Source organism: Thermovenabulum gondwanense (genome assembly GCF_001601575.1).
Taxonomy (GTDB): Bacteria; Bacillota; Thermosediminibacteria; order Thermosediminibacterales; family Thermosediminibacteraceae; genus Thermovenabulum; species Thermovenabulum gondwanense.
In genome coordinates, this window is sequence record NZ_LOHZ01000014.1 from 1 (window position 1) to 22,607 (window position 22,607).

At 36.4% G+C, this 22,607-nt stretch carries 23 protein-coding genes and 1 tRNA gene; 18 read left to right on the forward strand and 6 right to left on the reverse strand.

The window, feature by feature from the left end; all coding sequences use genetic code 11:
- The 13 genes from ATZ99_RS12170 to queG all read left to right on the forward strand — a co-directional run.
- A partial coding sequence (locus tag ATZ99_RS12170; RefSeq protein ID WP_187694799.1) for a sodium ion-translocating decarboxylase subunit beta occupies nucleotides 1–128 on the forward strand: 128 nt, incomplete at its 5' end.
- Between the two features lie 173 nt (nucleotides 129–301).
- Nucleotides 302–514 (forward strand): small acid-soluble spore protein SspI, encoded by a 213-nt coding sequence (gene sspI / locus ATZ99_RS00205; RefSeq protein ID WP_157074669.1) that lies wholly within the window; start codon nucleotides 302–304, stop codon nucleotides 512–514.
- 118 nt (nucleotides 515–632) lie between these two features.
- Nucleotides 633–2,660 carry a sigma 54-interacting transcriptional regulator gene (locus ATZ99_RS00210; protein ID WP_068747244.1) on the forward strand — a complete coding sequence of 676 codons (2,028 nt, stop codon included), beginning with the start codon at nucleotides 633–635 and terminating at the stop codon, nucleotides 2,658–2,660.
- 215 nt (nucleotides 2,661–2,875) lie between these two features.
- Nucleotides 2,876–4,270, forward strand: coding sequence for a Na+/H+ antiporter NhaC (gene nhaC, locus ATZ99_RS00215; protein ID WP_068747245.1), 1,395 nt, complete (start codon nucleotides 2,876–2,878; stop codon nucleotides 4,268–4,270).
- Nucleotides 4,271–4,286: 16 nt separating this feature from the next.
- Nucleotides 4,287–5,459, forward strand: a complete 1,173-nt coding sequence (gene iadA / locus ATZ99_RS00220; RefSeq protein ID WP_068747246.1) for a beta-aspartyl-peptidase — start codon at nucleotides 4,287–4,289, stop codon at nucleotides 5,457–5,459.
- 265 nt (nucleotides 5,460–5,724) lie between these two features.
- A complete protein-coding gene (locus tag ATZ99_RS00225) occupies nucleotides 5,725–6,117 on the forward strand; it encodes a 4Fe-4S binding protein (RefSeq protein ID WP_068747247.1) in 393 nt (130 codons plus the stop codon).
- Between the two features lie 19 nt (nucleotides 6,118–6,136).
- Complete coding sequence (locus tag ATZ99_RS00230; protein WP_068747248.1) at nucleotides 6,137–8,305, forward strand: aldehyde ferredoxin oxidoreductase family protein; 2,169 nt, start codon at nucleotides 6,137–6,139, stop codon at nucleotides 8,303–8,305.
- Nucleotides 8,306–8,347: 42 nt separating this feature from the next.
- A complete protein-coding gene (thiS, locus tag ATZ99_RS00235; RefSeq protein ID WP_068747249.1) occupies nucleotides 8,348–8,545 on the forward strand; it encodes a sulfur carrier protein ThiS in 198 nt (65 codons plus the stop codon).
- Nucleotides 8,546–8,726: 181 nt separating this feature from the next.
- Complete coding sequence (locus ATZ99_RS11740) at nucleotides 8,727–8,894, forward strand: hypothetical protein (RefSeq protein WP_157074670.1); 168 nt, start codon at nucleotides 8,727–8,729, stop codon at nucleotides 8,892–8,894.
- A gap of 66 nt (nucleotides 8,895–8,960) precedes the next feature.
- A complete protein-coding gene (locus ATZ99_RS00240; protein ID WP_068747250.1) occupies nucleotides 8,961–10,247 on the forward strand; it encodes a [Fe-Fe] hydrogenase large subunit C-terminal domain-containing protein in 1,287 nt (428 codons plus the stop codon).
- 75 nt (nucleotides 10,248–10,322) lie between these two features.
- Nucleotides 10,323–10,409, forward strand: a tRNA-Leu gene (locus tag ATZ99_RS00245).
- 164 nt (nucleotides 10,410–10,573) lie between these two features.
- A complete protein-coding gene (locus ATZ99_RS00250) occupies nucleotides 10,574–12,592 on the forward strand; it encodes a methyl-accepting chemotaxis protein (RefSeq protein WP_068747251.1) in 2,019 nt (672 codons plus the stop codon).
- A gap of 60 nt (nucleotides 12,593–12,652) precedes the next feature.
- Nucleotides 12,653–13,693 (forward strand): tRNA epoxyqueuosine(34) reductase QueG, encoded by a 1,041-nt coding sequence (gene queG, locus ATZ99_RS00255; protein ID WP_187694800.1) that lies wholly within the window; start codon nucleotides 12,653–12,655, stop codon nucleotides 13,691–13,693.
- Nucleotides 13,694–13,720: 27 nt separating this feature from the next.
- Here the strand turns inward: queG and ATZ99_RS00260 are convergent, their stop codons facing one another.
- Entirely contained in the window at nucleotides 13,721–13,945 is a 225-nt protein-coding gene (locus ATZ99_RS00260; protein WP_068747253.1) for a spore coat protein, read from the reverse strand.
- Between the two features lie 33 nt (nucleotides 13,946–13,978).
- A complete protein-coding gene (locus ATZ99_RS00265; RefSeq protein ID WP_068747254.1) occupies nucleotides 13,979–14,188 on the reverse strand; it encodes a ferritin-like domain-containing protein in 210 nt (69 codons plus the stop codon).
- Between the two features lie 152 nt (nucleotides 14,189–14,340).
- Here ATZ99_RS00265 and ATZ99_RS00270 point away from each other — a divergent pair, with 152 nt between their 5' ends.
- Genes ATZ99_RS00270 through ATZ99_RS00285 form a run of 4 tightly spaced genes read left to right on the forward strand, consistent with a single transcriptional unit; the run spans nucleotide 14,341 to nucleotide 18,703 of the window.
- On the forward strand, nucleotides 14,341–14,673 hold the full coding sequence (locus ATZ99_RS00270) for a winged helix-turn-helix domain-containing protein (protein ID WP_068747255.1): 333 nt from the start codon (nucleotides 14,341–14,343) through the stop codon (nucleotides 14,671–14,673).
- A 2-nt stretch (nucleotides 14,674–14,675) separates the two neighbouring features.
- Nucleotides 14,676–15,830, forward strand: a complete 1,155-nt coding sequence (locus ATZ99_RS00275) for a cysteine desulfurase family protein (RefSeq protein ID WP_068747256.1) — start codon at nucleotides 14,676–14,678, stop codon at nucleotides 15,828–15,830.
- Nucleotides 15,831–15,834: 4 nt separating this feature from the next.
- Nucleotides 15,835–16,995, forward strand: coding sequence for a tRNA uracil 4-sulfurtransferase ThiI (gene thiI, locus ATZ99_RS00280; RefSeq protein ID WP_068747257.1), 1,161 nt, complete (start codon nucleotides 15,835–15,837; stop codon nucleotides 16,993–16,995).
- Nucleotides 16,996–17,011: 16 nt separating this feature from the next.
- Nucleotides 17,012–18,703 (forward strand): B12-binding domain-containing radical SAM protein, encoded by a 1,692-nt coding sequence (locus ATZ99_RS00285; protein ID WP_068747258.1) that lies wholly within the window; start codon nucleotides 17,012–17,014, stop codon nucleotides 18,701–18,703.
- 17 nt (nucleotides 18,704–18,720) lie between these two features.
- Here ATZ99_RS00285 and ATZ99_RS00290 read toward each other — a convergent pair whose 3' ends face one another.
- Both ATZ99_RS00290 and ATZ99_RS00295 read right to left on the reverse strand, forming a co-directional pair.
- Nucleotides 18,721–19,212, reverse strand: coding sequence for a ferritin family protein (locus tag ATZ99_RS00290; RefSeq protein ID WP_068747259.1), 492 nt, complete (start codon nucleotides 19,210–19,212; stop codon nucleotides 18,721–18,723).
- Nucleotides 19,213–19,262: 50 nt separating this feature from the next.
- The gene (locus ATZ99_RS00295; protein WP_068747260.1) at nucleotides 19,263–19,967 is read right to left on the reverse strand and encodes a ZIP family metal transporter; all 705 of its coding nucleotides are present in this window, start codon (nucleotides 19,965–19,967) and stop codon (nucleotides 19,263–19,265) included.
- 103 nt (nucleotides 19,968–20,070) lie between these two features.
- Between ATZ99_RS00295 and ATZ99_RS11745 the strand changes: the two genes are divergently transcribed.
- Complete coding sequence (locus ATZ99_RS11745) at nucleotides 20,071–20,220, forward strand: hypothetical protein (protein ID WP_157074672.1); 150 nt, start codon at nucleotides 20,071–20,073, stop codon at nucleotides 20,218–20,220.
- Nucleotides 20,221–20,236: 16 nt separating this feature from the next.
- Here ATZ99_RS11745 and ATZ99_RS00300 read toward each other — a convergent pair whose 3' ends face one another.
- Nucleotides 20,237–21,868, reverse strand: a complete 1,632-nt coding sequence (locus ATZ99_RS00300; RefSeq protein WP_083947272.1) for a Na/Pi cotransporter family protein — start codon at nucleotides 21,866–21,868, stop codon at nucleotides 20,237–20,239.
- 100 nt (nucleotides 21,869–21,968) lie between these two features.
- The gene (locus tag ATZ99_RS00305; protein WP_425428269.1) at nucleotides 21,969–22,280 is read right to left on the reverse strand and encodes a hypothetical protein; all 312 of its coding nucleotides are present in this window, start codon (nucleotides 22,278–22,280) and stop codon (nucleotides 21,969–21,971) included.
- Nucleotides 22,281–22,607 lie beyond the last annotated feature (327 nt).

Genomic DNA, 22,607 nt, shown 5'->3' on the forward strand with positions numbered 1-22,607 from the left:
TAGCCCAGGTTGTAGCTCAAGAAGAAAAACCGGGCAATTTCATATTAATGCATGCCATGGGACCAAATGTAGCCGGGGTTATTGGTACTGCAATAGTTGCAGGTGTGTTGCTTTCCCTTTACGGATAGAAATTTTAGAAAAATTAACTAAGGTGTTAATATGGCTTCTTTTTTTTTTTAAAAGCGAACTAAACACAATAAAAAAGTGTAAAAACATAATTAAAAACATAATAAAAATTCGAGAAAGAATTTTTATTTTTATGGAGAAAATAAAAAAGAAAAACTTTATGGGAGGATGGGAAATGAATTTTGACATAAGGGACCTTGTTATGAAAAATCTTGCCGGAAGTACAAAAGAGGAAGTAGAGGGTTATATAAAGGAAACAATAGAGGAAAAGGAAGATGATGCCCTTCCTGGAATGGGCGTGTTATTTGAGGTAGTTTGGAAAAAATCCACCGAGGATGAGAAAAACAAGATGATGGATAAAATTATGAGCGAGATAAATAAAAAATAATTTAGCTCCTTTTTAGGAGCTTTTTTTATTACCTGAAGGAATTAAGGGTGTTACTATAGAAAAATAATAAAAATATTCCCTCTTATGAAGATGAATTTAATTTAAGGAGAATTGTGCAATGAAGAGTATAACATTAATAACCAAGGGCAAAAATACCTGTGAAGCCTTAGAACGTCAATTAAAAGATTTAATAGGGGATAAGGTTAAAATAAGAAGTTTTTATATTGATGGCAATATAAAGGATAATATTACGGATAATTTAATTGTGATTTCAAGTAACATAATTTATAATGAGGCAAAAAAATATGTAAATCCTGAATGCCCTGTTATTATAGCGCGACGGTCTTTAAATTATCATGAAATAGATAAACTACTAGAAATTCCAGCAGGAACCGACGTTCTTTTGGTTAATGACCTTTTGGATACTACCCTTGAAACAATCTCTTTATTAAAGGCACTGGGTATAGATCATATTAACTATTTTCCTTATTATCCAGAGATAAAGGAATATCCTAAGCTACAGATAGCGGTTACACCCGGTGAACTGGATCTAATACCGGATTGCGTGGAGAAAGTAATAGATATAAAGACCCGAAATATAGACTTTACTACCCTTGTAGAAATTTTGAAGGCTCTTGAACTGCTGGACGAAAAAGCAAACCTACTTTCAGCCAGATATATTAAAGAAATAATCGATCTGATAAAAAGAATAAAAAATATGGCAGATTTAAACAGCAGTATGAAAAAACAGCTTCAAACAATCATAAATACTGTTCATGATGGAATCATAGCAATAGATGAGCAAGAAAATTTGACAGTATTTAATCCTATTGCGGAAGAAATATTTGGCGTTTGCAGCGAAAAAATGATTAATAAAAATTTAAAAAATACATCGGATGGAAAAAAAATTCTCTCAATGCTTAAAGGTGATTATGCAGGTGGAGAAAAATTTGTTAAAATAAACGATAAATATGTAGTTATAAACAGTTCGGAGGTAAAAGAAAATCATAAATCAATTGGCACTGTATATACAATAAAGGATGTAACCGAAATCCAACGGCTTGAAGAAGAACTCCGTAGGAAACTGCGCAGTCATGAACACTTTGCTCGCTATACTTTTGAAAATATAGCTGGGAGCAGTGAAATTATTAAAGAAACTAAGGAACTGGCAAAGAGGATAGCTAAATCTTCTTCTCCTATATTGATTCAAGGGGAAAGTGGAACAGGCAAAGAGCTTTTTGCTCAAGCAATTCATAATGCATCTCAAAGGAGAAGGGGACCATTTGTTGCTGTGAATTTTGCAGCATTACCAGAAAGCTTATTAGAAAGCGAACTTTTCGGATATGAAGAAGGAGCCTTTACTGGTGCAAAAAAAGGCGGAATGTCTGGTCTTTTTGAACAAGCTCATGGTGGGACTATTTTTTTAGACGAAATAGGAGATGCTCCTTTATCTTTTCAGGTAAGACTTTTAAGGGTGTTGCAAGAAAAACAGATCCGCCGCATAGGCAGTTCCAAGGTAATTCCTATAGATGTAAGAGTGATTTCTGCGACTAATAAAGATTTAAAAAAGCTGATAGAAAATGGCGAATTCAGGCAAGACCTTTATTATCGACTTAATGTCCTGCCATTACGACTCCCTCCGTTAAGGGAAAGAAAACAAGATATTTTAGAACTTGCTGAAATATTTTACAATGATTTTTTTAAAGGTAAACCCTTAATAAAAGCAAAAGATTACTTTGAAAAAATAAAAAATGTTTTTTTAAAATATGACTGGCCAGGTAATATCCGGGAGCTTCAAAATGTGGTTGAGTATTTAGTAAATGTCTCTCCGGATAAGATTCCTGATTGTTCAATTTTACCTGAGGGATTGCAAATAATAGAAAAACAATGGTTTGAAGTTATTGAGGATAGAAAAAAGGACGATGATGCAATAAAAATATTACAGGAGATTTCCTGTGCTAATAAAGAAGGTCGGCCAATAGGTCGTAGATCCCTTTCAAGAAAAACTGGGATACCAGAGAGCAGGGTGAGAAAAATAATAAATGAGATGATAAAAAATGGTTTGATTAAAGTAAACAGAGGGGTTAAAGGCATAGAAATACTTTCAAAAGGTATTGCACAAATAAAGTCTATTACGCTTAATTAAAACATTAGAAGTCTAATTATTGAAAAGGGATAAAGGGAGTAAAAGGGTAAAAAAGGGAGAAATTTAATCTTCCCTTTTTTGTTTTTTAAATAAGTTTTTTTATTAAAGATAGGAAAAATCTAAGGTAAAATTTAATACTGATAAATGACTAACCTGGCACATATATTGCAAAGAAGTTTCTATTGAAAAATTATTAAATAATTGGAGGGAAGAAAATGAATCACAAAACCAAAAGGCAACCTTCCTTGGCTATTTCGCTTTTACCGATTATTTTTGCTATAGTTCTTCTAGTTTACGGAGTTGGAATCCTACGGGCTAATGCAGCCATCATGCTCCTTTTAATTTCTATGTTTGTTACTTTAATTAGCGTATTTTATCTTGGTTATTCGTGGGAAGAATTATTGAACTATGGCATCAGGCCTACTATTGACAGAGCAATGGGAGCAATTCTTATATTGATGATGGTGGGGCCTCTGGTAGGTGCCTGGCTAATTTCTGGGACAATACCCTACTTTATTTACCTCGGTCTTCAAATTTTGAGCCCCAAGACGTTTCTTGTTTCAGCTACTATACTTTGTTCAATATCTTCAATTATGACTGGAACATCATGGGGAACTGCGGCAACCTTGGGTGTTGCTCTAATGGGAGTAGCCTATGGCTTGGGAATACCACTCGGTGTTGCAGCAGGAGCTATAGTGGTTGGTTCTTACCTTGGGGATAAATTGAGCCCCATTTCGGATACTACTATTTTAGCAGCAGCAACTGCAGAAGTGGATATTTTTGATCATATTAAGTCTATGTTGTGGACTACTTTACCAGCTTTTATAATATCTCTATTAGTTTATCAGATTTTTAGCTTTAAAATATCTGGAGATATTGATTATACAAAGATAAATCAATTACTTGACGGGATAGCGGCAACATTCAAGCTAAATCCGTTACTTTTGCTACCACCGATTGTAGTATTTTATTTATCGTATAAAAAAGTTCCAAGTATACCTGCATTATGGATTGGTACTGTAATTGCTATGGTATTAGCATTAACGGTCCAGGGTGCCGGTTTTAAAGAAGTAGTTACTGCGATGTATAGCGGCGGCAATTTTAAAACACCCATTCCTGAATTAGATAAACTTTTAAACCGTGGTGGAATTACAAGCATGGTATCCTCCATTGCAACGGTTTTTATGGCATATATCTTTGCAGGGGAGATGGAGTATACCGGTATGCTGGGGAAAATCCTTGATTCAATAAAGGATTCATTTATAAGAGGAAAAGTGGGAAATCTTTTATTATCAACTTCCTTAACAGGTATTATTACAGGTCTTGTTACCGGCAATTCATATCTAAGTATAATTGTCCCAGGGAGAATATACCATCCAGTTTTCAAAGAATACAAAATAAAATTAAATGTTCTTTCTAGAACTACTGAAGATTCGGGAACTGTAGTAGTTCCGCTGATACCTTGGAGTGCTGCAGGAGTTTATATGACGGCAACCTTAGGAGTACCAACGCAATCTTACGCTCCATGGGCAATTATGTGTTATCTCGGGTTTATTATAGCATGGATTTACGGTTATACCGGTAAGGCTATATGGAAAGAACAAAATTAAACCGGAGGTGCATCAATTGTTTAAAATTTTAAGAGGCGGGAGCATTTATTCACCGGAAGAAATGGGGAAAAAAGACATTTTAATTGCTGGAGAGAAAATAGTAAATATTGCCGAAAAAATTTCTCCATGTGAATGTTTGGGGAAGGTTGAGGTAATAGATGTAGAAGGTAAATACATAGTGCCCGGATTTATCGACCAGCATGTTCATATTATTGGCGGAGGTGGGGAGGGAGGTTATGCTACAAGGACTCCGGAAGTGATGCTGACCGACCTTACATGTGCCGGTATTACTACCATTGTTGGTTGTTTGGGAACTGATGGGACGACAAGGCACATGACTACCCTCCTCGCCAAAGCAAGAGGTTTGGAAATCGAGGGAATTACCGCATATATTTATACCGGGTGTTATCAGCTTCCTACCCGAACTATTACCGGCAGTGTAAGAGATGACATCGTGTTAATAGATAAAATAATTGGAGCTGGCGAAATAGCAATATCCGATCACCGATCTTCTCAGCCTACTAAGGAAGAACTTAAAAAACTTGCTGCAGAGGCAAGGGTTGGGGGAATGCTCAGCGGAAAAGCTGGAGTTGTCCACCTCCACTTAGGTGACGGAAAAGAAAAACTGGGCATGATTTTTGAAGTAATTGAAGAAACGGAAATACCCGTTACCCAGTTTACGCCTACACATATTAATAGAAATATCGACCTCCTGGAAGATGGGATTAGTTTTGCGAATATGGGTGGAATTATTGATATAACGTCCAGCTCGGTACCTTCCCGTAAAGAAGAAAAATCCATAAAACCTTCAAAGGCTATTAAATACTGTATCGAAAAGGGAGTTTCGGTAGAAAATATCACCATGAGCTCCGATGGTAACGGAAGTTTACCCGTGTTCGATGAAAAAGGCGATTTTATAGGTCTTTCGGTTGCAAAACCCTATTCTCTTTACAAAGAGTTCAAAGACCTTGTCCTTGAAGAAGGAATCTCCCTTGTTAATGCTTTAAAAATAATAACTGAAAACCCTGCAAAGTCACTGAGATTATTTCCAAAAAAAGGGACTTTAGTGATAGGAAGCGATGCGGACATAGTAGTGTTAGATGGCGATTTAAATATTGAATATGTATTTGCAAAAGGAAAGTGCATGATAAAAAATAAAGAAATTATTGTAAAAGGAACTTTTGAGTAATTAATAAAGCCTCTATGATTTATAAGTCATAGAGGCTTTATAAAATAGAGGTTCTAAAAATTTCAAATTATAAAGATAAGCTTTATCCATGCAATCTTGATAATAAAATAACAGATTAAAAAATTTGAATTTGTAAAAATATATCAATAACAGGAAGGAAATTTTTAATTTTTGTAGTATTTAATACAATATAGAATTTTATTATATATTTTTTAGTCACTGGACCACCCAGTAACCTAATTATTATTAGCCGGAGGTGAAATTAATGAAAATAGTAAAAACTAAACCCGAACTCTGCACCGGATGCGGTGCCTGTATGCTTGCCTGTTCAAAAACCCTCCATAAAGTAGAAGACGTAAAAAAATCTGCCATCAGGGTTGTAGAAAAAAAGGATGCGGAGGGGAATTACGACATCGTAGTGTGCAATCACTGCGGAGAATGCGTTCCAGTGTGCAATACCGAAGCCCTGTATTTTGCACCGAATGGAGCGGTAAGAATTGATCCAAAAAAATGTGCGGGCTGCTACATGTGCGTGGGCTTTTGCCCCACAATGGCAATGACCGTCCATCCGGAAATAAACGAGCCAATAAAATGCATTGCCTGCGGGGCGTGCGTAAAAGCATGTCCAACCGGGGCAATTTACATGGAAGAAAAATAAGGATAAAGGGGGGTCTTTTATGACCGCAAATGTCAAAGAATTAAGAGGCGCTCATAAATTGCTTGCAAAATTGGAGTATCAGCCTTTTAAGGTGGATAAAGGTTACACCAATCATTCTTTATACTTAAATTTGAATGAAAAAACCTTTCAAATTAAACCGGTAACAGAACAAATGAAAGAAATCTTCATAGGGGGAAGAGGCTTTGGGCTTTGGTATCTCTGGAATGCGGTAAAAAGCACAACCAAGTGGAATGACCCTGAGAACGAGATAATTATTTCTTCAGGACCTATCGGTGGAATTACGCAGTATCCCGGAGCGGGAAAATCTGCTGTTGTTACGCTTTCTCCGTTAACAGGCTGTCCCATCGACTGCAACGTAGGTGGATACTTTGGCCCGCTTTTGAAATTTTCCGGCTTTGATGCTCTTGAAATTCAAGGAAAAGCTGAAAAAGATGTGATAATTTTCATTGATGGGAACAACGGTATTGTGACAATTGAAGAAGTACCCGATAATTTTGAATACTACGATACCCATCAATTAGCCGAAATTTATACGGAAATGTTTGCCGATGATGAATTCGATAAAAGAAATGTTTCCGTAGTATCATCCGGGCGCGGGGCGGAAAATACTTTAATAGGTATGCTTAATTTCTCCTTCTATGATGTAAAAAGAAAGGCTGTTCGTGTAAAACAAGCCGGAAGAGGCGGAACGGGTACGGTTTTCAGAGATAAAAAGATTCGTGCTATAATAGTAAAATATAAAGGTGTAACGAGCGATTCCAACGCACCTGCGGATAAACAGAAATTGATAAATGCAGGGCTCAGGCTCCATCGCGAGATTTACGAACTGGATAAGGTGCAAAACAGGATGAGAGAAGTAGGTACCGCTCACCTTGTGGAAGTAATGAACGACTACGATCTTCTGCCTGTAATGAACTGCCAGTACGGTTCCCATCCCGATGCGGTAAAATTGAGCTCCGATGTGTTTAAGGAAAAATTCTTCACCCAGGGTATGCCTGACGGATGCTGGTACGGTTGCTCAATGGCATGTGCCAAGGCTGTAGACAATTTTGAATTGAAGACCGGGCCGTATAAAGGTCAAAGAGTAGTGGTGGATGCCGCGGAATATGAGACTATAGCGGGAGTAGGATCCGACTGTGGAATTTTTGATCCCGAATATGTTGTAGAGGCAAACTTCTACTGCGATACCTATGGAATAGACACGATTTCCTTTGGAAATATTATAGCCTTTGCTATGGAATGCTACGAGAGAGGTATTATAAATAAAGAAGTAACCGGTGGGCTGGAGCTAAAATTTGGCAACAAGGACGCGGCATTGGAAGTGCTTCATCAAATGGCAAGGGGAGAGGGCTTTGGTAAAATAGCCGGAATGGGCGTAAAAAGGATGAGGGAATACTTTGTAGAAAAGCTCGGAGCGGATCCTAAATTCTTGAGGGATATAAGTCTTGAATGTAAAGGATTGGAGTACTCGCACTACGTAAGCAAAGAATCTTTAGCCCAGCAAGGCGGTTACGCTTTGACAAATAAGGGACCCCAGCATGATGAAGCCTGGCTCATTTTCATGGATATGGTTAACAAACAGATTCCAACATTTGAGGATAAAGCAGAAGCTCTGCACTACTTCCCGCTCTTTAGGACCTGGTTCTCGTTAAATGGACTTTGCAAACTGCCCTGGAACGATATTGAACCTGAAGATAATGCCTATCAACCGGAACCCAATAAAGTGCCGGAACACGTAAGAAATTATGTAGAAATTTTCAACGGTGTTACTGGAAAGAATATTACGAAAGAAGATATAATAAAACAGTCGGAGAAGGTATATAACTTCCAGAGAATTTTCAACCTGAAGATGGGTTACGGTACGAGAGAATACGATATGCCGCCTTATCGTTCAATGGGTCCTGTCACCATTGAAGAATACGAATCCCGAAAGGATAGATATGACAAACAGCTAAAAGATCTCGGCTATGATATAGAGGGAAAGACTACGGAAGAAAAACTTAAGATGCTCAGAGAATACAGAGAAAGCCAGTATCAAAAGCTGGTAGATGCGGTTTACAAGAGGCGCGGCTGGACAAAGAATGGAGTCCCAACTATAGAAAAAGTAAAAGAGCTGGGTATTGATTTTCCTGAAGTTGTAGAACTTATCAGCAAATATCAAGATTAAAAAATATAATATTTGTTTTTTTAAAAGCGGAGGTGTCGCAGCATGATATGGGTAAATAAAGAGGAAATGGAATTCGAAGAAGGAATGACGGTAGAGGATGTCTTAAAAAAGAAAAAATACACTTATAGATTAATCACAGTAATAATAAATGGAGAAGTTATACCGAGGGACAGTTATTCTGTCCATAAGATAAAAGATGGGGACAAGATAGATGTGATTCATATAATGAGCGGTGGTTGATTTAAAAAGGGGGCAAATGCCCCCTTATATTATATTATGTCTTTGAAAGGAGGGATTGAGAATGAAAGCTGATGCTTCTTCCTGGTTTAAGTTTTACGCTAAGGAGCAAGGTGGAGTAATACACATAAAAAAGCATATCAATATCCGGGGGTGATGAAATGCATTTTATGCCCCGTCAAGTTTGACGGGTGAACCGGAAGATATCGAAAATTACATTAAAGTGCAGATTGACGACAGTATCACTATTTACATAAGCAAAGAAGTTATGGAAAAAAATAAAGGAGAGAAAGAATTAAAATTTATGGTACCCGAATACGGATGGCAGCATCTAACCTTTACGGAAGAATAATATCTTAAATTAAGTAGCAGGTCACCCTTAAAACTACTTATTTTATATTATGAAGGTGATGCCGTAGTGAAGGAAGAAAAAAAGAAATTAAGAAGAAAAATATACAGTTTGATAGCAGAACACGCAAAAAAACTTGATAATCTTCAAAATGTTTATGAGGCGGTGATGGATTCCTTAGGTGGAGAATTGAGCAGGGAAGAAGCAGAAGCCAGGGTGAGGGCTGCTCTGGGCACCTTTGAAAAGGGGCCTATACCGGAGGAGGTAGACTTCCCTTTTATCTCGATAATTGAAAAAGCCTGCAAATATTATAGCGAAGAATGCAAATGTAAAGATGCCTGTGAAGGTGGAGCAATTCTACAAAGGGGAAAAGATAAGCCCGTTATAGATTTAGAAAAATGCCTTACCTGCGGACTTTGTGTAGTAGCCTGCCCGGAAGGAGCAGTAATGGATAAAACTGAAATAGCTCAAACAATTAATCTTATCAAAAAATCAAAAAGGGTTTATGCAGTTCTTGCACCCGCTTTTGCCGGGCAATTTGGGAAAGGTATTTCCGAAGAAAAAGTTAAAACAGCGTTACTGATGCTTGGGTTTTACGATTGTATCGAAGTGGCTCTGGGTGCGGATATGATAACCGTTAAAGAAGCCAAGGAATTCATAAAAAGGATGAACAGGAAAGACGATTTTATGATTACTTCCTGCTGCTGTCCACCCTTTGTCAGGCTTGCCAAAGGCTATCACGGTAAAATAGAGGGCCTTGTCTCTGATTCGGTTTCACCGATGATTGCAATTGGAAGATTTATAAAGGCGGAAGATGAAAATGCAAAGGTGGTATTTATAGGACCTTGTATTGCAAAAAAAAGTGAAGCTAAACTTCCGGAGCTTAAAGATGCCGTAGATTGCGTGTTAACTTTTGAAGAACTTGCAGCTATTTTTGAAGGTTATAAAATAAATCTTGAAAATATTGATGTAAAAATACCGATAAACGAAGCTTCCGCAAGCGGTAGAAAGTATGCTTTCACTGGAGGTGTTACTGAGGCTATTTATAAAAGCGTTAGAGTTCTCGATGACAAAATAAATTTTAAAGCTATCCACGGAAATGGATTGAGAGAGTGCAAGGAAATTCTTGAAAAATTAAAAGAAAACAAAATTGATGCCAATTTCATCGAAGGGATGGCCTGTGTAGGAGGCTGTGTAGGAGGACCCGGGACTATTATTGACAAAGAAGAGGGGCAAAAGAGAGTTTTAGAATTCGCTCAAAAAAGTGAAACCGTAGAAGCTATAAATAACAGTATAGCAAATATTCTATATGAAAAACATAAGGAAAAAGTAAAACTTGAGTCCCCTGTAATGTAAAAAATTATTTTTATACGGTTGACAGATAAACTTCTCACAAGTATAATTAATTATGTCAATAAAATTTATTTAACTGCAGGGATGGTGGAACTGGCAGACACGCTACTTTGAGGGGGTAGTGGATATTCCTCCGTGCGGGTTCAAATCCCGCTCCCTGCACCAGAAAAGACACGGTTTCCCGTTTAAAGGAAGCCGTTTTTTGTTTTTATCAAATTCTTCAAATACTCTCAAAATCTTGTAAAATTATAGTATTTTATTAAAAAATCTGGTAAAATATTATTCGACATTTTTTTATTTTTTAAATTTGTAAGGGGCAGGTGATTTTTTTGAATTTTAAGTCTGTAAAATTCAAAATTAATATTTTACCTCTATTTGTAATATTCCTTTTAATTCTTTCGATTAGCCTTACTTCTGGACAAATAGTCAGGTCACGTATGATTGCCCAAATGGAAAACGACGGTTATAATTTGGCAAATCAGATTGCGGAACAGATTCAAAGCAATGCGCGGTCAATGGAGATAATCAACGGCAATGTAGAGGGAAAAATAAAGGAAGTGGCAGGTTTAATTATTAATAATAAAAAATTAATAAATAATCAATACTTAGAAAACATAGCCCGATCTTTAAACGTGGATGAAATTAACGTTGTGGACAACACAGGTAAAATTGTATATTCCAACTTAAAAGAAAATATTGGGTATGTCTACGATGAAAAACATGCCGCTCAAAAGCTTCTAAAAGGTGAAGTGAATGAATTAATGGAAGAAATAAGAAAAAGCACGGTAAATGATAATTATTATAAATACGGTTATGTAAAAACCCCCGAGGGAGGATTTATCCAGATAGGATTGCTTGCTACTACGGTGCAAAAACTCTTCGAGGATATAAGTTACCAAAAACTTATAGATACTATTGCCATAAAAAAAGGGGTAGTTTATGCCTTAATTATGGATAATCGGGCAAAAGTTTTAGCCAGCAGCGATAAGGAAGAAATAGGCCAGGTCCTTACGGATACAGGAAGCCAAACTGCCGCGGTAAAGGGTATGCCTTATGCCTCTACATATTTTGATGAAAAAACTAATAAAACCGTATATGATGTACTGGTACCTTTATTCGTAAACGGAAAACACATTGGAGCGGTCGATATAGGACTTTCCATGGATGAGGTAAATTCTACGGTGAAAAATACCGTTATATTAATAATTTTAATTGGATTGGTTGGTTTTATAACAGTGGGAATTATACTACATATAATATCCAGCAGAGTTGTACAAGCTGTGCATCTTACGGCTAAACATATAGAAAATATTTCCAAAGGGGATTTTACATTAGAAATCCCTGAAAAATATTTAAAAATGCAGGATGAATTTGGGAATATTATGGCAGCCCTGGAAAAAGTAAAAGATAATTTTCGCTCCATTACATTGAATCTCAGGGAAAGTTCTAATACACTTTTCAGTAATGCTGAAAGCCTGAGCGCCGCATCGCAGGAAATGGCTGCATCTACCGGTGAAGTTGCAAAGACGATACAGGAAGTGGCTAATGGTGCTTCCCAGCAAGCACAGGATATGCAAGAAGTCGTAGGCAGCCTTGAAAATATATCCAAGAATATGGGAAGGCTTTCCGATTTGGTAAAAAGCATAAGGGAATCTTCTAAAACTGCAGAAGAAAAGGCTACTAATGGAAAGGATTCTTTAAAAGCTTTGTACGGTGCTTTTGATGAAATAAGAACCTCCTTTACAAATGTTTTGAACAAAATAAGCAACCTCACTCAATCCCTATTGCAGATTTCCGAAATTAATGAAGTAATTACGGGAATTTCTCAGCAGACAAACCTTCTTGCTCTTAATGCAGCCATTGAAGCGGCAAGAGCCGGAGAGGTAGGCAGGGGATTTGCCGTGGTAGCTTCCGAAATTAGAAAGCTTGCCGAGGAGTCTAAGGTATCTTCGGATAGAATTAAGAAATTAATAGAAACTATTAAAGGAGAGACTGGTGAGGTATATGAAACTACTGAAAACACAGGCAAGATGGTTACCCAGCAGCTTTCCGTGGCGGATCATGTGGTGAAATCCTTGGATGAAATAATAGACAGCGTGAATAACATGATTCCTTTGATAGATAATGCTTACTTAACAATGGATGAGGTCATGAAGATGAAGGATGAGGTTTTAACCAGAGCTGAAAGTGTAAGTTCGGTGATTCAAGAAACATCTGCATCGGCAGAGGAAATTTCAGCTTCTGCCCAGGAATTGAGCGCATCTACGGAAGAAATTGCGGCTTCAGCACAAACGCTGACTACTATTGCAAAAGAGATTTCGGAAAGTATGCAAAGGTTTAAAGTATAAATATAGGGAAAATAGGGGGACCTTTAAAAAGGTTCTCCTAAATTTTTTCGGATGGTGTTAATGATGAATATACAGAAAATAAAAAACGAAATAATTAATTATTCAAAATTAATAGGTTTTGATCTTATCGGTTTTGCGAAAGCTGACCCCTTTATAAATGAGTACAACCTTTTAAAAGAAAGAAAACAAAGGGGCCTTATATCACCTTTTGAAGAAACGGATTTAGAAAAAAGGTGTTTCCCCGATAAGATTATGAAAGGTGCAAAAACTATTATTGTCTTTGCGTTAAATTACCTGAACCACTACAATTCCTCTATCCGGTTTACAAAAGAATATTTGGAAGAAAAAAAGAAGGAAGGGGTCTTTTCCAAGTACGCTTGCATTGTGGATTATCATACAATTATAAAGGACAAGTTATTTAAAGTTGCTAAATTTATTAAGGATAGATTTAATGCCGATTCAAGGTTTTTTGTGGATTCGGGAGCAATTTTAGAACGGGCGGCAGCGCAAAGAGCGGGGATAGGATATATAGGCGCTAATACATGTCTTTTTACAAAGGAGTATGGTTCATATGTTTTTTTAGGAGAAATTATTACAAATATTGACCTTCCGGAGGATGAACCTATTGAAAGTTTGTGCAATAGATGCGAAAAGTGTATTTTTGCTTGTCCTACCGGTGCTTTATACGAACCTTTTAAGCTAAATCCTTTTAAATGTTTGTCTTATCTTACGCAGTCAAAAAAAGCGATTACCGATAAAAAAATGATTAAAGCCTTTGCTAACAGGCTATTTGGTTGTGACAGCTGTCAGGATGTTTGCCCAAATAATCAATTAAAAAATGTTTTAATAAAAAACCACCGGGAATTTTTATTGGATTATAAACTGCCGTTAGACCCTTTTTACATTTTTAAAATAGGGAATAAGGAATACAAAGAGCATTTTGGCAGTACCCCCATCGAATGGAGGGGGAAGAATATTTTAAGAAGGAATGCCCTTATAGTAATATCAAATGCCGGAGAATTAGATAAATTGGATAAAAATGTCATTTTAAAAGATACTTCAGAAATAGTGAGGGAACAAGCAAAGGTGCTGTTAATTTAAAAAGGAGCAGAAACATCTGCTCCCTTTTTACTGAACTTTATACCAGCCTTTTTTGTTCATTAAATCAAAAATCATCTTGGCATGATTTTGTTCATCGTCCTGAATTTGTTTTAAGGTGTTTCTTAATGCTTCATTGGCACATTCCATAATTGCAGTATCATACATTCCGGATACATGCTTTTCAGTCATTAAAAGGTCCTGAAGAATATCCTTATCGCTGGCGAATCCCGTCGTTTGTCCTTGATGTTGCATTAAAGTTCCCTCCTTATTATTTATTATAATTTTTTATTGCTGAGGCACTTGAAGGCCGGCTTGCTGAAATAGATTTACTATTGTGTCCACATGCTGCTGCTCGCGATTGGCAATATTTCTTAAAAGAGTAGAAACTTCCGGGTCCCGTACCTGATTAGCAAAATTGGTGTACTTTGTGACGCATAATCTTTCCTGGCCTAAGGCATCCTGAAGGTACATTTTCTCTTTTTGAGTAAATTGCATTATAACACCTCCAATATAAATTTTCGTTACTATTTTTTCTTTTAGCAGCCTTCGATATACTGGAAAAAAATTCTTCAAATCTTGACAAAAAATAAAGCATGGATTATTCTTTTTGTGAACTATTCAATTTTTTGAATTTTAGGGGTATTGTTATGGATATTAAATATAAATTATGGTTTGAGAAAGATGGCAAATTGGTGCTGGGTGATGGTTTATATAATTTACTGATTTTAATAAAAAATTACGGTTCAATAAATCAAGCTGCCTTAGCCTCCAACATGTCTTACAGACAGGCATGGGGGAAAATAAAAAAAGCTGAAGATAGGCTGGGATATAAGTTGCTTTTAAGGAAAAAAGGAGGAGAGTACGGCGGCGGCGCCGTGCTTACAAAGGAAGGGTTGGAGTTAATAAAAATTTATGAGGAAATATTAAAAAGAATGGATAATTTATTAGAGGAGTTTAAAAATATTTTTAAAGAGGTGTAAAAATGAGGAAAGAAGTGTATCTTGACAACAGCGCTACGACTAAAGTATTGAAAGAGGTAGCGGAGGAGGTCTACAAAGCCATGCTGGAGGATTATGGAAATCCCTCCTCCTTACATAACAAAGGACTTACGGCAGAAAGGACTTTGAGGGAAGCAAGAAGGGTAATCTCAAAATATTTAGGAGTAGAGGAAAAGGAAATATATTTTACTTCGGGCGGGACGGAATCTAATAACATTGCCATTAAAGGAGCGGCAAAAACAAAAAACAGGAAAGGCAAGCATATAATTACTACCTGTGTAGAGCATCCTTCCGTTCTGGAAGTATGCGGTGAACTGGAAAAAGCAGGCTTTAAAGTTACTTATCTTCCGGTAGGAGAAGATGGAATAGTACGGGTCTTAGATGTCGTCAATGCAGTGAAAGAAGATACGGTCCTTATTAGTATTATGCATGTGAACAATGAAGTGGGAAGTATACAGCCCGTAGAAGAAATAGCAGAATTTATAAAAGATAAGGGAATAGTTTTTCATGTGGACGCCGTTCAATCCTTTGGTAAAATAAATTTACCTTTGGGACTAAAGGGTATTAGTCTTTTATCTTTAAGTGCTCATAAAGTGTATGGACCAAAGGGTGTGGGAGCATTATTCAAAAGAGAGGATTTAAAAATTGAACCTCTTGTAAATGGAGGAGGACAGGAGAGAGGTTTAAGATCAGGTACCGAAAATGTACCAGGAATCAGGGGATTTTGCAAAGCAGTGGAAATATTAGAAAAGAATTTTAGTATATGGACTGAAATAATGAAAAACGGGAAGGAAAGATTAAAAAGAGGGATAATAGATTTAATTGAAGACGTGGTTATTAATACTCCTGCCGAGAAAAGTGCACCTCATATTTTAAACGTTTCCTTCTTGGGGGTAAAAGCCGAAGTGCTTCTTCATGCTTTAGAAAATCACGGTATATTTGTTTCCACTGGTTCAGCCTGTTCATCCCATAAGAAGATTAAAAGCCATGTCCTTTTAGCGATGGGTAAGAAAGAAGAGGAAGTGGAAAGCGCTGTTCGATTCAGCCTTAGTCCTTTTATAAGTGAAGATGATATAGATTACACCTTGGAGATATTAAAAACTCAGGTAAAAGAACTGAGAAGGTTTAAACGGAGGTAGCTTTATGGAGAATACATTTTTAATAAGTTTTGGAGAACTAGGTTTAAAAGGAGAAAATCGTCCCTATTTTGAAAGGATTCTGTTACAAAATATAAAAGAAGCATTAAAGAATTTTGGGAAGGTAGATGTAAAAAGAACCCACGGAAGAATATATGTAAATGCTGTCGGTGAACGGGATGCCATAATCAATAAATTAAAAAAAGTTTTTGGTATTGTTTCCATAAGTCCAGCCAAGTGCTGTTCGCTCGATATAGAAGAAATAGAAAAGGCTGCGGTGGAAGCAATAAAAGAACTGGATTATAAAGGAAAGAGTTTTAAAGTAGAAACAAGAAGGCCCAACAAATCCTTTCCTATTAAATCTCCGGAAATCAGTAAAATGGTAGGAGGTTATGTATTAAGAAACACCGAAGGCTTGAGAGTAGATGTCCATAATCCGGACATAGAAGTAGATGTGGAAATAAGAGAAAGAGCTTTTGTTTACTGTAAAAGAGAGAAAGGACCGGGGGGGCTTCCCCTCGGCTCAAATGGAAGAGCGGTGCTGCTTTTATCCGGCGGGATTGACAGTCCGGTAGCGGGATACATGGTGATGAAGAGGGGAGTAAGAATTTTCCCGGTATATTTCCACAGTTTTCCGTTTACCAGCGACAGGGCAAAGGAAAAGGTAATTGACCTTTGCAGGGTTATGGCCGAGTATTCCGGAAAGGTTCGGCTTTTTGTTGTTAATTTTACTGAAATATTAAAGGAGATAGCGGAAAAGGGGAAGGAAGAATATCTCACGATTCTTATGCGGCGGATGATGGTGAGAATAGCCCAGGGAATTGCCCAGAATTTGGGTGCCAAGGCGTTGATAACAGGAGAAAGCATAGGGCAGGTAGCAAGCCAGACAATGGAATCAATACTTTGCACTAATGAAGTTGCCGGGATACCTATTTTAAGACCTTTAATTGGTTTCGATAAACAGGAGATAATTGAAATTGCCAAAAATATTGGGACCTATGAAATATCTATCAGGCCTTATGAAGACTGCTGTACTGTATTTGTTCCGGAGCACCCGGTAACAAGGCCGAAACTGGATTCTGTAAAAAAAGTAGAAGCCATTTTTAATATAGATGAAATGACTAAAAAAGGGATAAAGGATGTGGAAATTATTGAAATAAGTCAATAGAATGGAGATGAACTTTATGAGGGTAGTTTTGGTAGGAATAAACGCAAAATACATTCATACCAATCTTGCTATCCGTAATTTAAAAGCTTATTTTGAAAAGGATTATAAAGAAGAAGATATAAAAATTAATCTGCTGGAAGCTACAATAAATGATTTTTTAGATGATATATTGGAAAGGATAGTAGAATTTAATCCCTCGGTGGTAGGGTTTTCTTTATATATATGGAATTTTAATCAGGTATTGTATCTTGCAGAGAATCTAAAGAAAGTACTACCGGAAGTAATGGTAATTTTTGGGGGTCCGGAAGCTTCGTATGATATTGGAGGATTGCTGAGTCGCGATTATGTCGATTTGATTGTAATAGGGGAAGGCGAGGATACCTTTTCTAAATTAATTATTGCACTGAAAAAGGGAGAAAAAATTGAAGAATTAAGAGGAATAGCCTTTAAGGATGAAAAGGGTATTAAAATAAATATAACCCAGGAAAATGTGGATATGAATTTAATACCTATGTCCTATGAAGAAGAATTGGATTTTCAAAATAGAATTGTTTACTACGAAACTTCCAGGGGTTGCCCTTTTATTTGCACCTTCTGCCTTTCATCTCTTGAAAAGAGTGTCAGGGTAGCAGATTTAAAAAAGGTAGAGGAAGACCTGCGGATCTTAGCAGGAAAAAAAACTAAAATAATTAAATTTGTTGACAGATCCTTCAATTACAATATAAAAAGGGCTATTGAAATTTTAGACATATTTAGAAGGATTGAAGGTGATACTGTATTTCACTGCGAACTTAATCCCGAACTTGTATCGCAGGAATTTGTGGATAGATTGAGGGGAATTGAAAAAAGGTTACATTTTGAACTGGGGATTCAAACCACTACTCCTGAAGCCCTTAAAGAAATAAAAAGGACGAAAGATGTGGAGAAAGCTTTAAAAGGGGTAAAATTGTTAAAAGAAAAAGGAGTCCCTGTACATGTGGATCTAATTGCAGGACTCCCTTACGATACTTTTGAAAGTTTTAAAGAAGCCTTTAATAAAGTCTACCATTTGAAACCTGATGAACTGCAGTTAGGATTTTTGAAATTATTAAAAGGAACTGCAATACGGGAAAGAGCTCAAAGTTACGGAATTGTTTTCAGATCACAGCCTCCTTACGAGATATTGTATAATAAATGGATGAGTTATAAAGAGTTAACAATTTTAAAAGGAATTGCAAGACTTATTGACAAGTTTTATAACAGCCACAGGTTTGAAAACTCTCTAAGCTATTTTGAAAGAAACTTTGACACACCCTTTGATTTCTATCTACAGCTGTACGGCTTTTTAAAAGAGGAGAATTTCTTTTTCAAGGAAAATTCTTTAGAATCATTATACGAAAAACTGTATTTTTTTGCAGAAAATTTAAACTTAAATTTACCCTATATCATGGAATTATTAAGATACGATTATTTGCTATCTGGCGGAAAAGGTAAGTTTCCTTCAATTATTGACTATAATCAAGAACAAAAAGAGATAGCTAAAAATTTTTTAAAAAATAAAGATAGGCTTATAAAAATTTTTGAAAATAGATACACCCTGCAGGAGATAATGAAGCATACAAAAATTGGTTACTTTACCTTCGATATCCCCTTTTTAGAAAAAAAGGAAAATATGGTATTGGTATTTGACGCTGAGGGCAAAAAAGAAATTTTAAAAATTTATATATAAATTAATGATATATATTTTTATGATCTGCCGAAAAGCGAAATGTAAGCTTTTTTAAAAAGCATTGCATGGCGTTCTTCGTCTCTGGCAAAATCCAAAAGCATCGAGCTTATCCTGGGATCTTCAATTTTTTCTGCCTGTTCTCTATATCTTTTTGCTGCAAAAGTTTCATCTTCAATATTTTTTAAAAGTAATTTTTTAAGGTCCATTTCGTAGTTAACGTATTTTGCATTAAAATAATTTAGATACCAAAATCTCGGATCAAAACCGGATTCCCAGATAGCGGTACCAAGACCTTCTAAATGTTCCATTTCGTCATAGGAGATTTTCTTTATTAAATTTTTTATTTTTTTATTGCCTACAATAATGGTTTGATAGGTATATTGAAGGATGGCAGTGAGTTCGCTACTTGGTCCCGCGTAATCCTCATAAAGATATTTAATATATGCCCTATTGTTTTCTATCAGCTGAAAAAATTTTTTTTCGTCATTAATATCAAAAATTTCATTCATAATAAAATCCCTCCCTGTAATATATTATTTTGGGAGGGCAAATAATGTGATTAACCGAGTATCCTGCTTATTAAAAAGGCGGTCAAAAAACCTACCAGCAATCCCAAATTTTCCATACCATTTCCTATTATGTTGGCTTTAGGAATCATGTCGGTGCTGGTCATAAATAAAATTGAACCGCCTGTAAAAGCCATAATCATTCCATGCCAGAGATTTCCCATATCCTTAAGTAAATAATAACCCAGCAGAGCACAAAAAGGGTCCAGTATAGCCAGTAAAAAACTTAAAACCAAGGCGGTTTTTTTTGTGAAATTTCCTTCGCTTATCAATTCATAGTTGGAGGAAATTCCTTCGGGGATATTATGGAGGAAAATTGATAGTGCAAGGACAATTCCAAGCTTTCCCGTATTAGTGGCAAAGCCTATTCCCATACTTAAGCTTTCAGCCACATCATCCATAGTGGTACCGAGAATGATACCGGTCCCTTTTGCCACGTATCTTTCTAAAAGTTTTTCTATTGTGTAAAAAGTAAAGCCTCCGAGAATGAATGCAATCGAGGTATAAATTGGACCAGATAGTCCGTAGGCTTCATGCATTAAAGAATACGAAATTACTGCAAGAAGAACTCCGGAACCGAAGGTAAGTACAAAAGCTATTACCTTATCCGGTAATTTTTTTGTACCTATTATACCTCCCAAGATAACCGCAAAACCCGAAAGGGCGCTGTATAAAAAAATTTTAATAAAATTTTCCATAGCCCACCTCTAAAAGAAGGAATTATTTAATTAATGTGGAATATAATGTAATAATCTCAGCGAAGCGAAGCAAGTATTGTAAAATGAATTCGGGGGGGTCAAAATGCCTTATACCACATGCCCTTTTTGCAGTAAGGTATCCTACTCGGCTGCGAATTTAAAAGTATGGATTTGCCCTTATTGCGGTAAACAGGTGGAAGAAAAGGATGAAAGCGAAGAGCATGGCGATAAAAAACAAGAGCAGGTTACATAAACCTTGCTCTTTTTATTTACCATACCTGTGGTCGTTTATAGTTTTTGTCAAATTTTAAAATATATGAAGCCAAATTGAAGGCATGATCTCCAATTCTTTCCAAATTACTTATTACGTCTAAGAATATCACTCCAGAACTCGGATTGCAGGCTCCTTCATTTAGCCTCTTAATATGATTTTCTCTAAGGAGCTTATCCATTTCATCGATATTGTCTTCTTCAATTACCACCTTATTTGCAAGTTTTATGTCATTGTTTAAAAAGGCATTTAATGCATTTTTCAAACTGTCTATAACGACACCGGACATTTCGTTGAGTTCCTTTAATGCGGTATCCGTGAAGGGGAGGTGATTTTCATATTTAAATTCTGCTAATTCCATAAGGTTTTCTGCGTGGTCACCAACCCTCGCCATATCGTTTACTGCATTGATCATATCCGCAATCAGCCTGGATTCATCAGAAGATAAGGGTTTTTGAGAAAGCATGGCCAAAAATCTGGTAGTTTCTCGGGCTAATTCGTTTATCACCGTTTCCTTTTCAATTACTTTTTTTACTTCTTTTTCATTGTAGTTCATAAACAGTTTTATAGTGTCGGCCACGTTTTCCATAGCCAGGGTTCCCATTCGCGTTATCTCTTTTCTTACCTGGGAAAAAGCGATTGAGGGAGTTTCCAGAAGCCTGTCATCAATATATTTAACCCCATGTTCTACTATATCAGGTTTACCGGGGAGTACAAGAGTTACTAGTCTTACCAGGAAAACAGCAAAGGGAAGCTGAATAATGGTATTAATAGAATTAAAAAGAGTGTGTGCGTTGGCTATTTGCCTTACTGGGTCCGATGAGGTCATAAGAATGATGGTCTTATAAATCGGTAAAATGGACATAAGAATAATGGTACCAATAATATTAAACAAAAGATGTATTAAAGCTGCTCTTTTTGCCGTAATGTTCGTTCCAATGCTTGCCAGCAATGCCGTTACGCAGGTTCCTATATTATCTCCGAATAGGATAGGAAGAGCTATGGAAATATTTACGATACCCTGACTGGCGAGAGCCTGCAGTATTCCAATTGTAGCACTGCTGGACTGAATTATACCCGTAGTAATTGCTCCCACGAGAACCCCCAGAATTGGAGTTTTACCAAACTGAGCTATAAAATCTACAAAAGATTTGGATTTAGCCAGGGGTTTCAAAGCGACTTCCATTGTCTGCATACCGTAAAACAAAAGCCCAAATCCCAGTATTATCTGTCCAAGAAATTTTTGAGATTTATTTTTTCCGAATAAATTTAGGGCTGTCCCGATGCCTATTGCAGGAAGGGCGAGCTTGGTAAGCTTAAAGGCTATAAGCTGAGCAGTTATGGTGGTACCGATATTTGCTCCCATTATTACTCCTGCTGCCTGATATAAATCCATTATTCCGGCGTTTACAAGTCCCACCACCATTACCGTTGTGGCGCTGCTGGACTGGATTATTGCCGTTACCAAGGCACCTACTATAACCCCTAAAACTCTATTCCTTGTTAAAAGTTCCAGGGTGTTTTTTAATCTGTTTCCTGCTGCTTTTTCAAGCCCTTCACCCATTAATTTCATGCCGTAAATGAATAGCCCCAGCCCTCCGAGCAAAGTAAAGACCTGTTCAAGACTCAAAAAGCATCCACTCCTATCTCATATATGTTCTAATTTATTACAAAAATATTATAACAAAAAAAAGGAATAAAGGCATTATATAAAACAAAAAAAGGGGATTTTAAAAACCCCTTCTAAATTTAAAAAATCTCACCTTTCTTGGATAATGTAATTTTGGAAGCCCTATAATTTTTATGTTTTCCTTAATATACTCATAAAAAGAAGCTATTAAAAAGCAAAGACAGGCACCTATGATTACGCTGAATATAACGGAATTACCGTGATTTAAAGCTAATTCCAAGTTTATTCCCAGGGTAGCGGGAATCCCTACTATATTTCTATAATTTGCCAATATGTCGGTAAAATAGGGTATCCAGGACAAAAAACCCCATATAATTCCAAAAATAAGACCTTTTTTTTGCGTTTTGGACAACACGGCCTTTCACCTCCATAAATATACAGTAGATTTTCGGAAACTCAGTTTCCTTATATTATTAAACCCTCTTAAGAGGGCTGTTAATTTTTTACCTCCACTTGTCTCTGTTGCAAAAATAGCTGATATTTATAGATATCATAAGATATTACGAGTATACTCGTAATTATCGCAAATATTTGCTTTAAATCATACTTGACTTTTTGAATCGCCCCCATAATTGAAGTGGATGGTATTTTTTACCATTACTTCTAATAAATGAGGGTGATTCTTTTATGCTTATTAAATGTTCTTCTCATGTTGAGTTTAAACAGTTTTTACAAAAGC

What these genes read in the sequence shown, in the direction of transcription:
- ATZ99_RS00210 (WP_068747244.1), top strand. Translation starts at nt 633, where the DNA reads ATGAAGAGTATAACATTAATAACCAAGGGCAAAAATACCTGTGAAGCC.
- nhaC (WP_068747245.1), top strand. Translation starts at nt 2,876, where the DNA reads ATGAATCACAAAACCAAAAGGCAACCTTCCTTGGCTATTTCGCTTTTA.
- thiI (WP_068747257.1), top strand. Translation starts at nt 15,835, where the DNA reads ATGGAGAATACATTTTTAATAAGTTTTGGAGAACTAGGTTTAAAAGGA.
- queG (WP_187694800.1), top strand. Translation starts at nt 12,653, where the DNA reads ATGATGAATATACAGAAAATAAAAAACGAAATAATTAATTATTCAAAA.
- ATZ99_RS00295 (WP_068747260.1), bottom strand. Translation starts at nt 19,967, where the DNA reads ATGGAAAATTTTATTAAAATTTTTTTATACAGCGCCCTTTCGGGTTTT.
- ATZ99_RS00230 (WP_068747248.1), top strand. Translation starts at nt 6,137, where the DNA reads ATGACCGCAAATGTCAAAGAATTAAGAGGCGCTCATAAATTGCTTGCA.
- ATZ99_RS00275 (WP_068747256.1), top strand. Translation starts at nt 14,676, where the DNA reads ATGAGGAAAGAAGTGTATCTTGACAACAGCGCTACGACTAAAGTATTG.
- ATZ99_RS00290 (WP_068747259.1), bottom strand. Translation starts at nt 19,212, where the DNA reads ATGAATGAAATTTTTGATATTAATGACGAAAAAAAATTTTTTCAGCTG.
- ATZ99_RS00225 (WP_068747247.1), top strand. Translation starts at nt 5,725, where the DNA reads ATGAAAATAGTAAAAACTAAACCCGAACTCTGCACCGGATGCGGTGCC.
- sspI (WP_157074669.1), top strand. Translation starts at nt 302, where the DNA reads ATGAATTTTGACATAAGGGACCTTGTTATGAAAAATCTTGCCGGAAGT.
- ATZ99_RS11745 (WP_157074672.1), top strand. Translation starts at nt 20,071, where the DNA reads ATGCCTTATACCACATGCCCTTTTTGCAGTAAGGTATCCTACTCGGCT.
- thiS (WP_068747249.1), top strand. Translation starts at nt 8,348, where the DNA reads ATGATATGGGTAAATAAAGAGGAAATGGAATTCGAAGAAGGAATGACG.
- ATZ99_RS00285 (WP_068747258.1), top strand. Translation starts at nt 17,012, where the DNA reads ATGAGGGTAGTTTTGGTAGGAATAAACGCAAAATACATTCATACCAAT.
- ATZ99_RS00265 (WP_068747254.1), bottom strand. Translation starts at nt 14,188, where the DNA reads ATGCAATTTACTCAAAAAGAGAAAATGTACCTTCAGGATGCCTTAGGC.
- ATZ99_RS00260 (WP_068747253.1), bottom strand. Translation starts at nt 13,945, where the DNA reads ATGCAACATCAAGGACAAACGACGGGATTCGCCAGCGATAAGGATATT.
- ATZ99_RS00270 (WP_068747255.1), top strand. Translation starts at nt 14,341, where the DNA reads ATGGATATTAAATATAAATTATGGTTTGAGAAAGATGGCAAATTGGTG.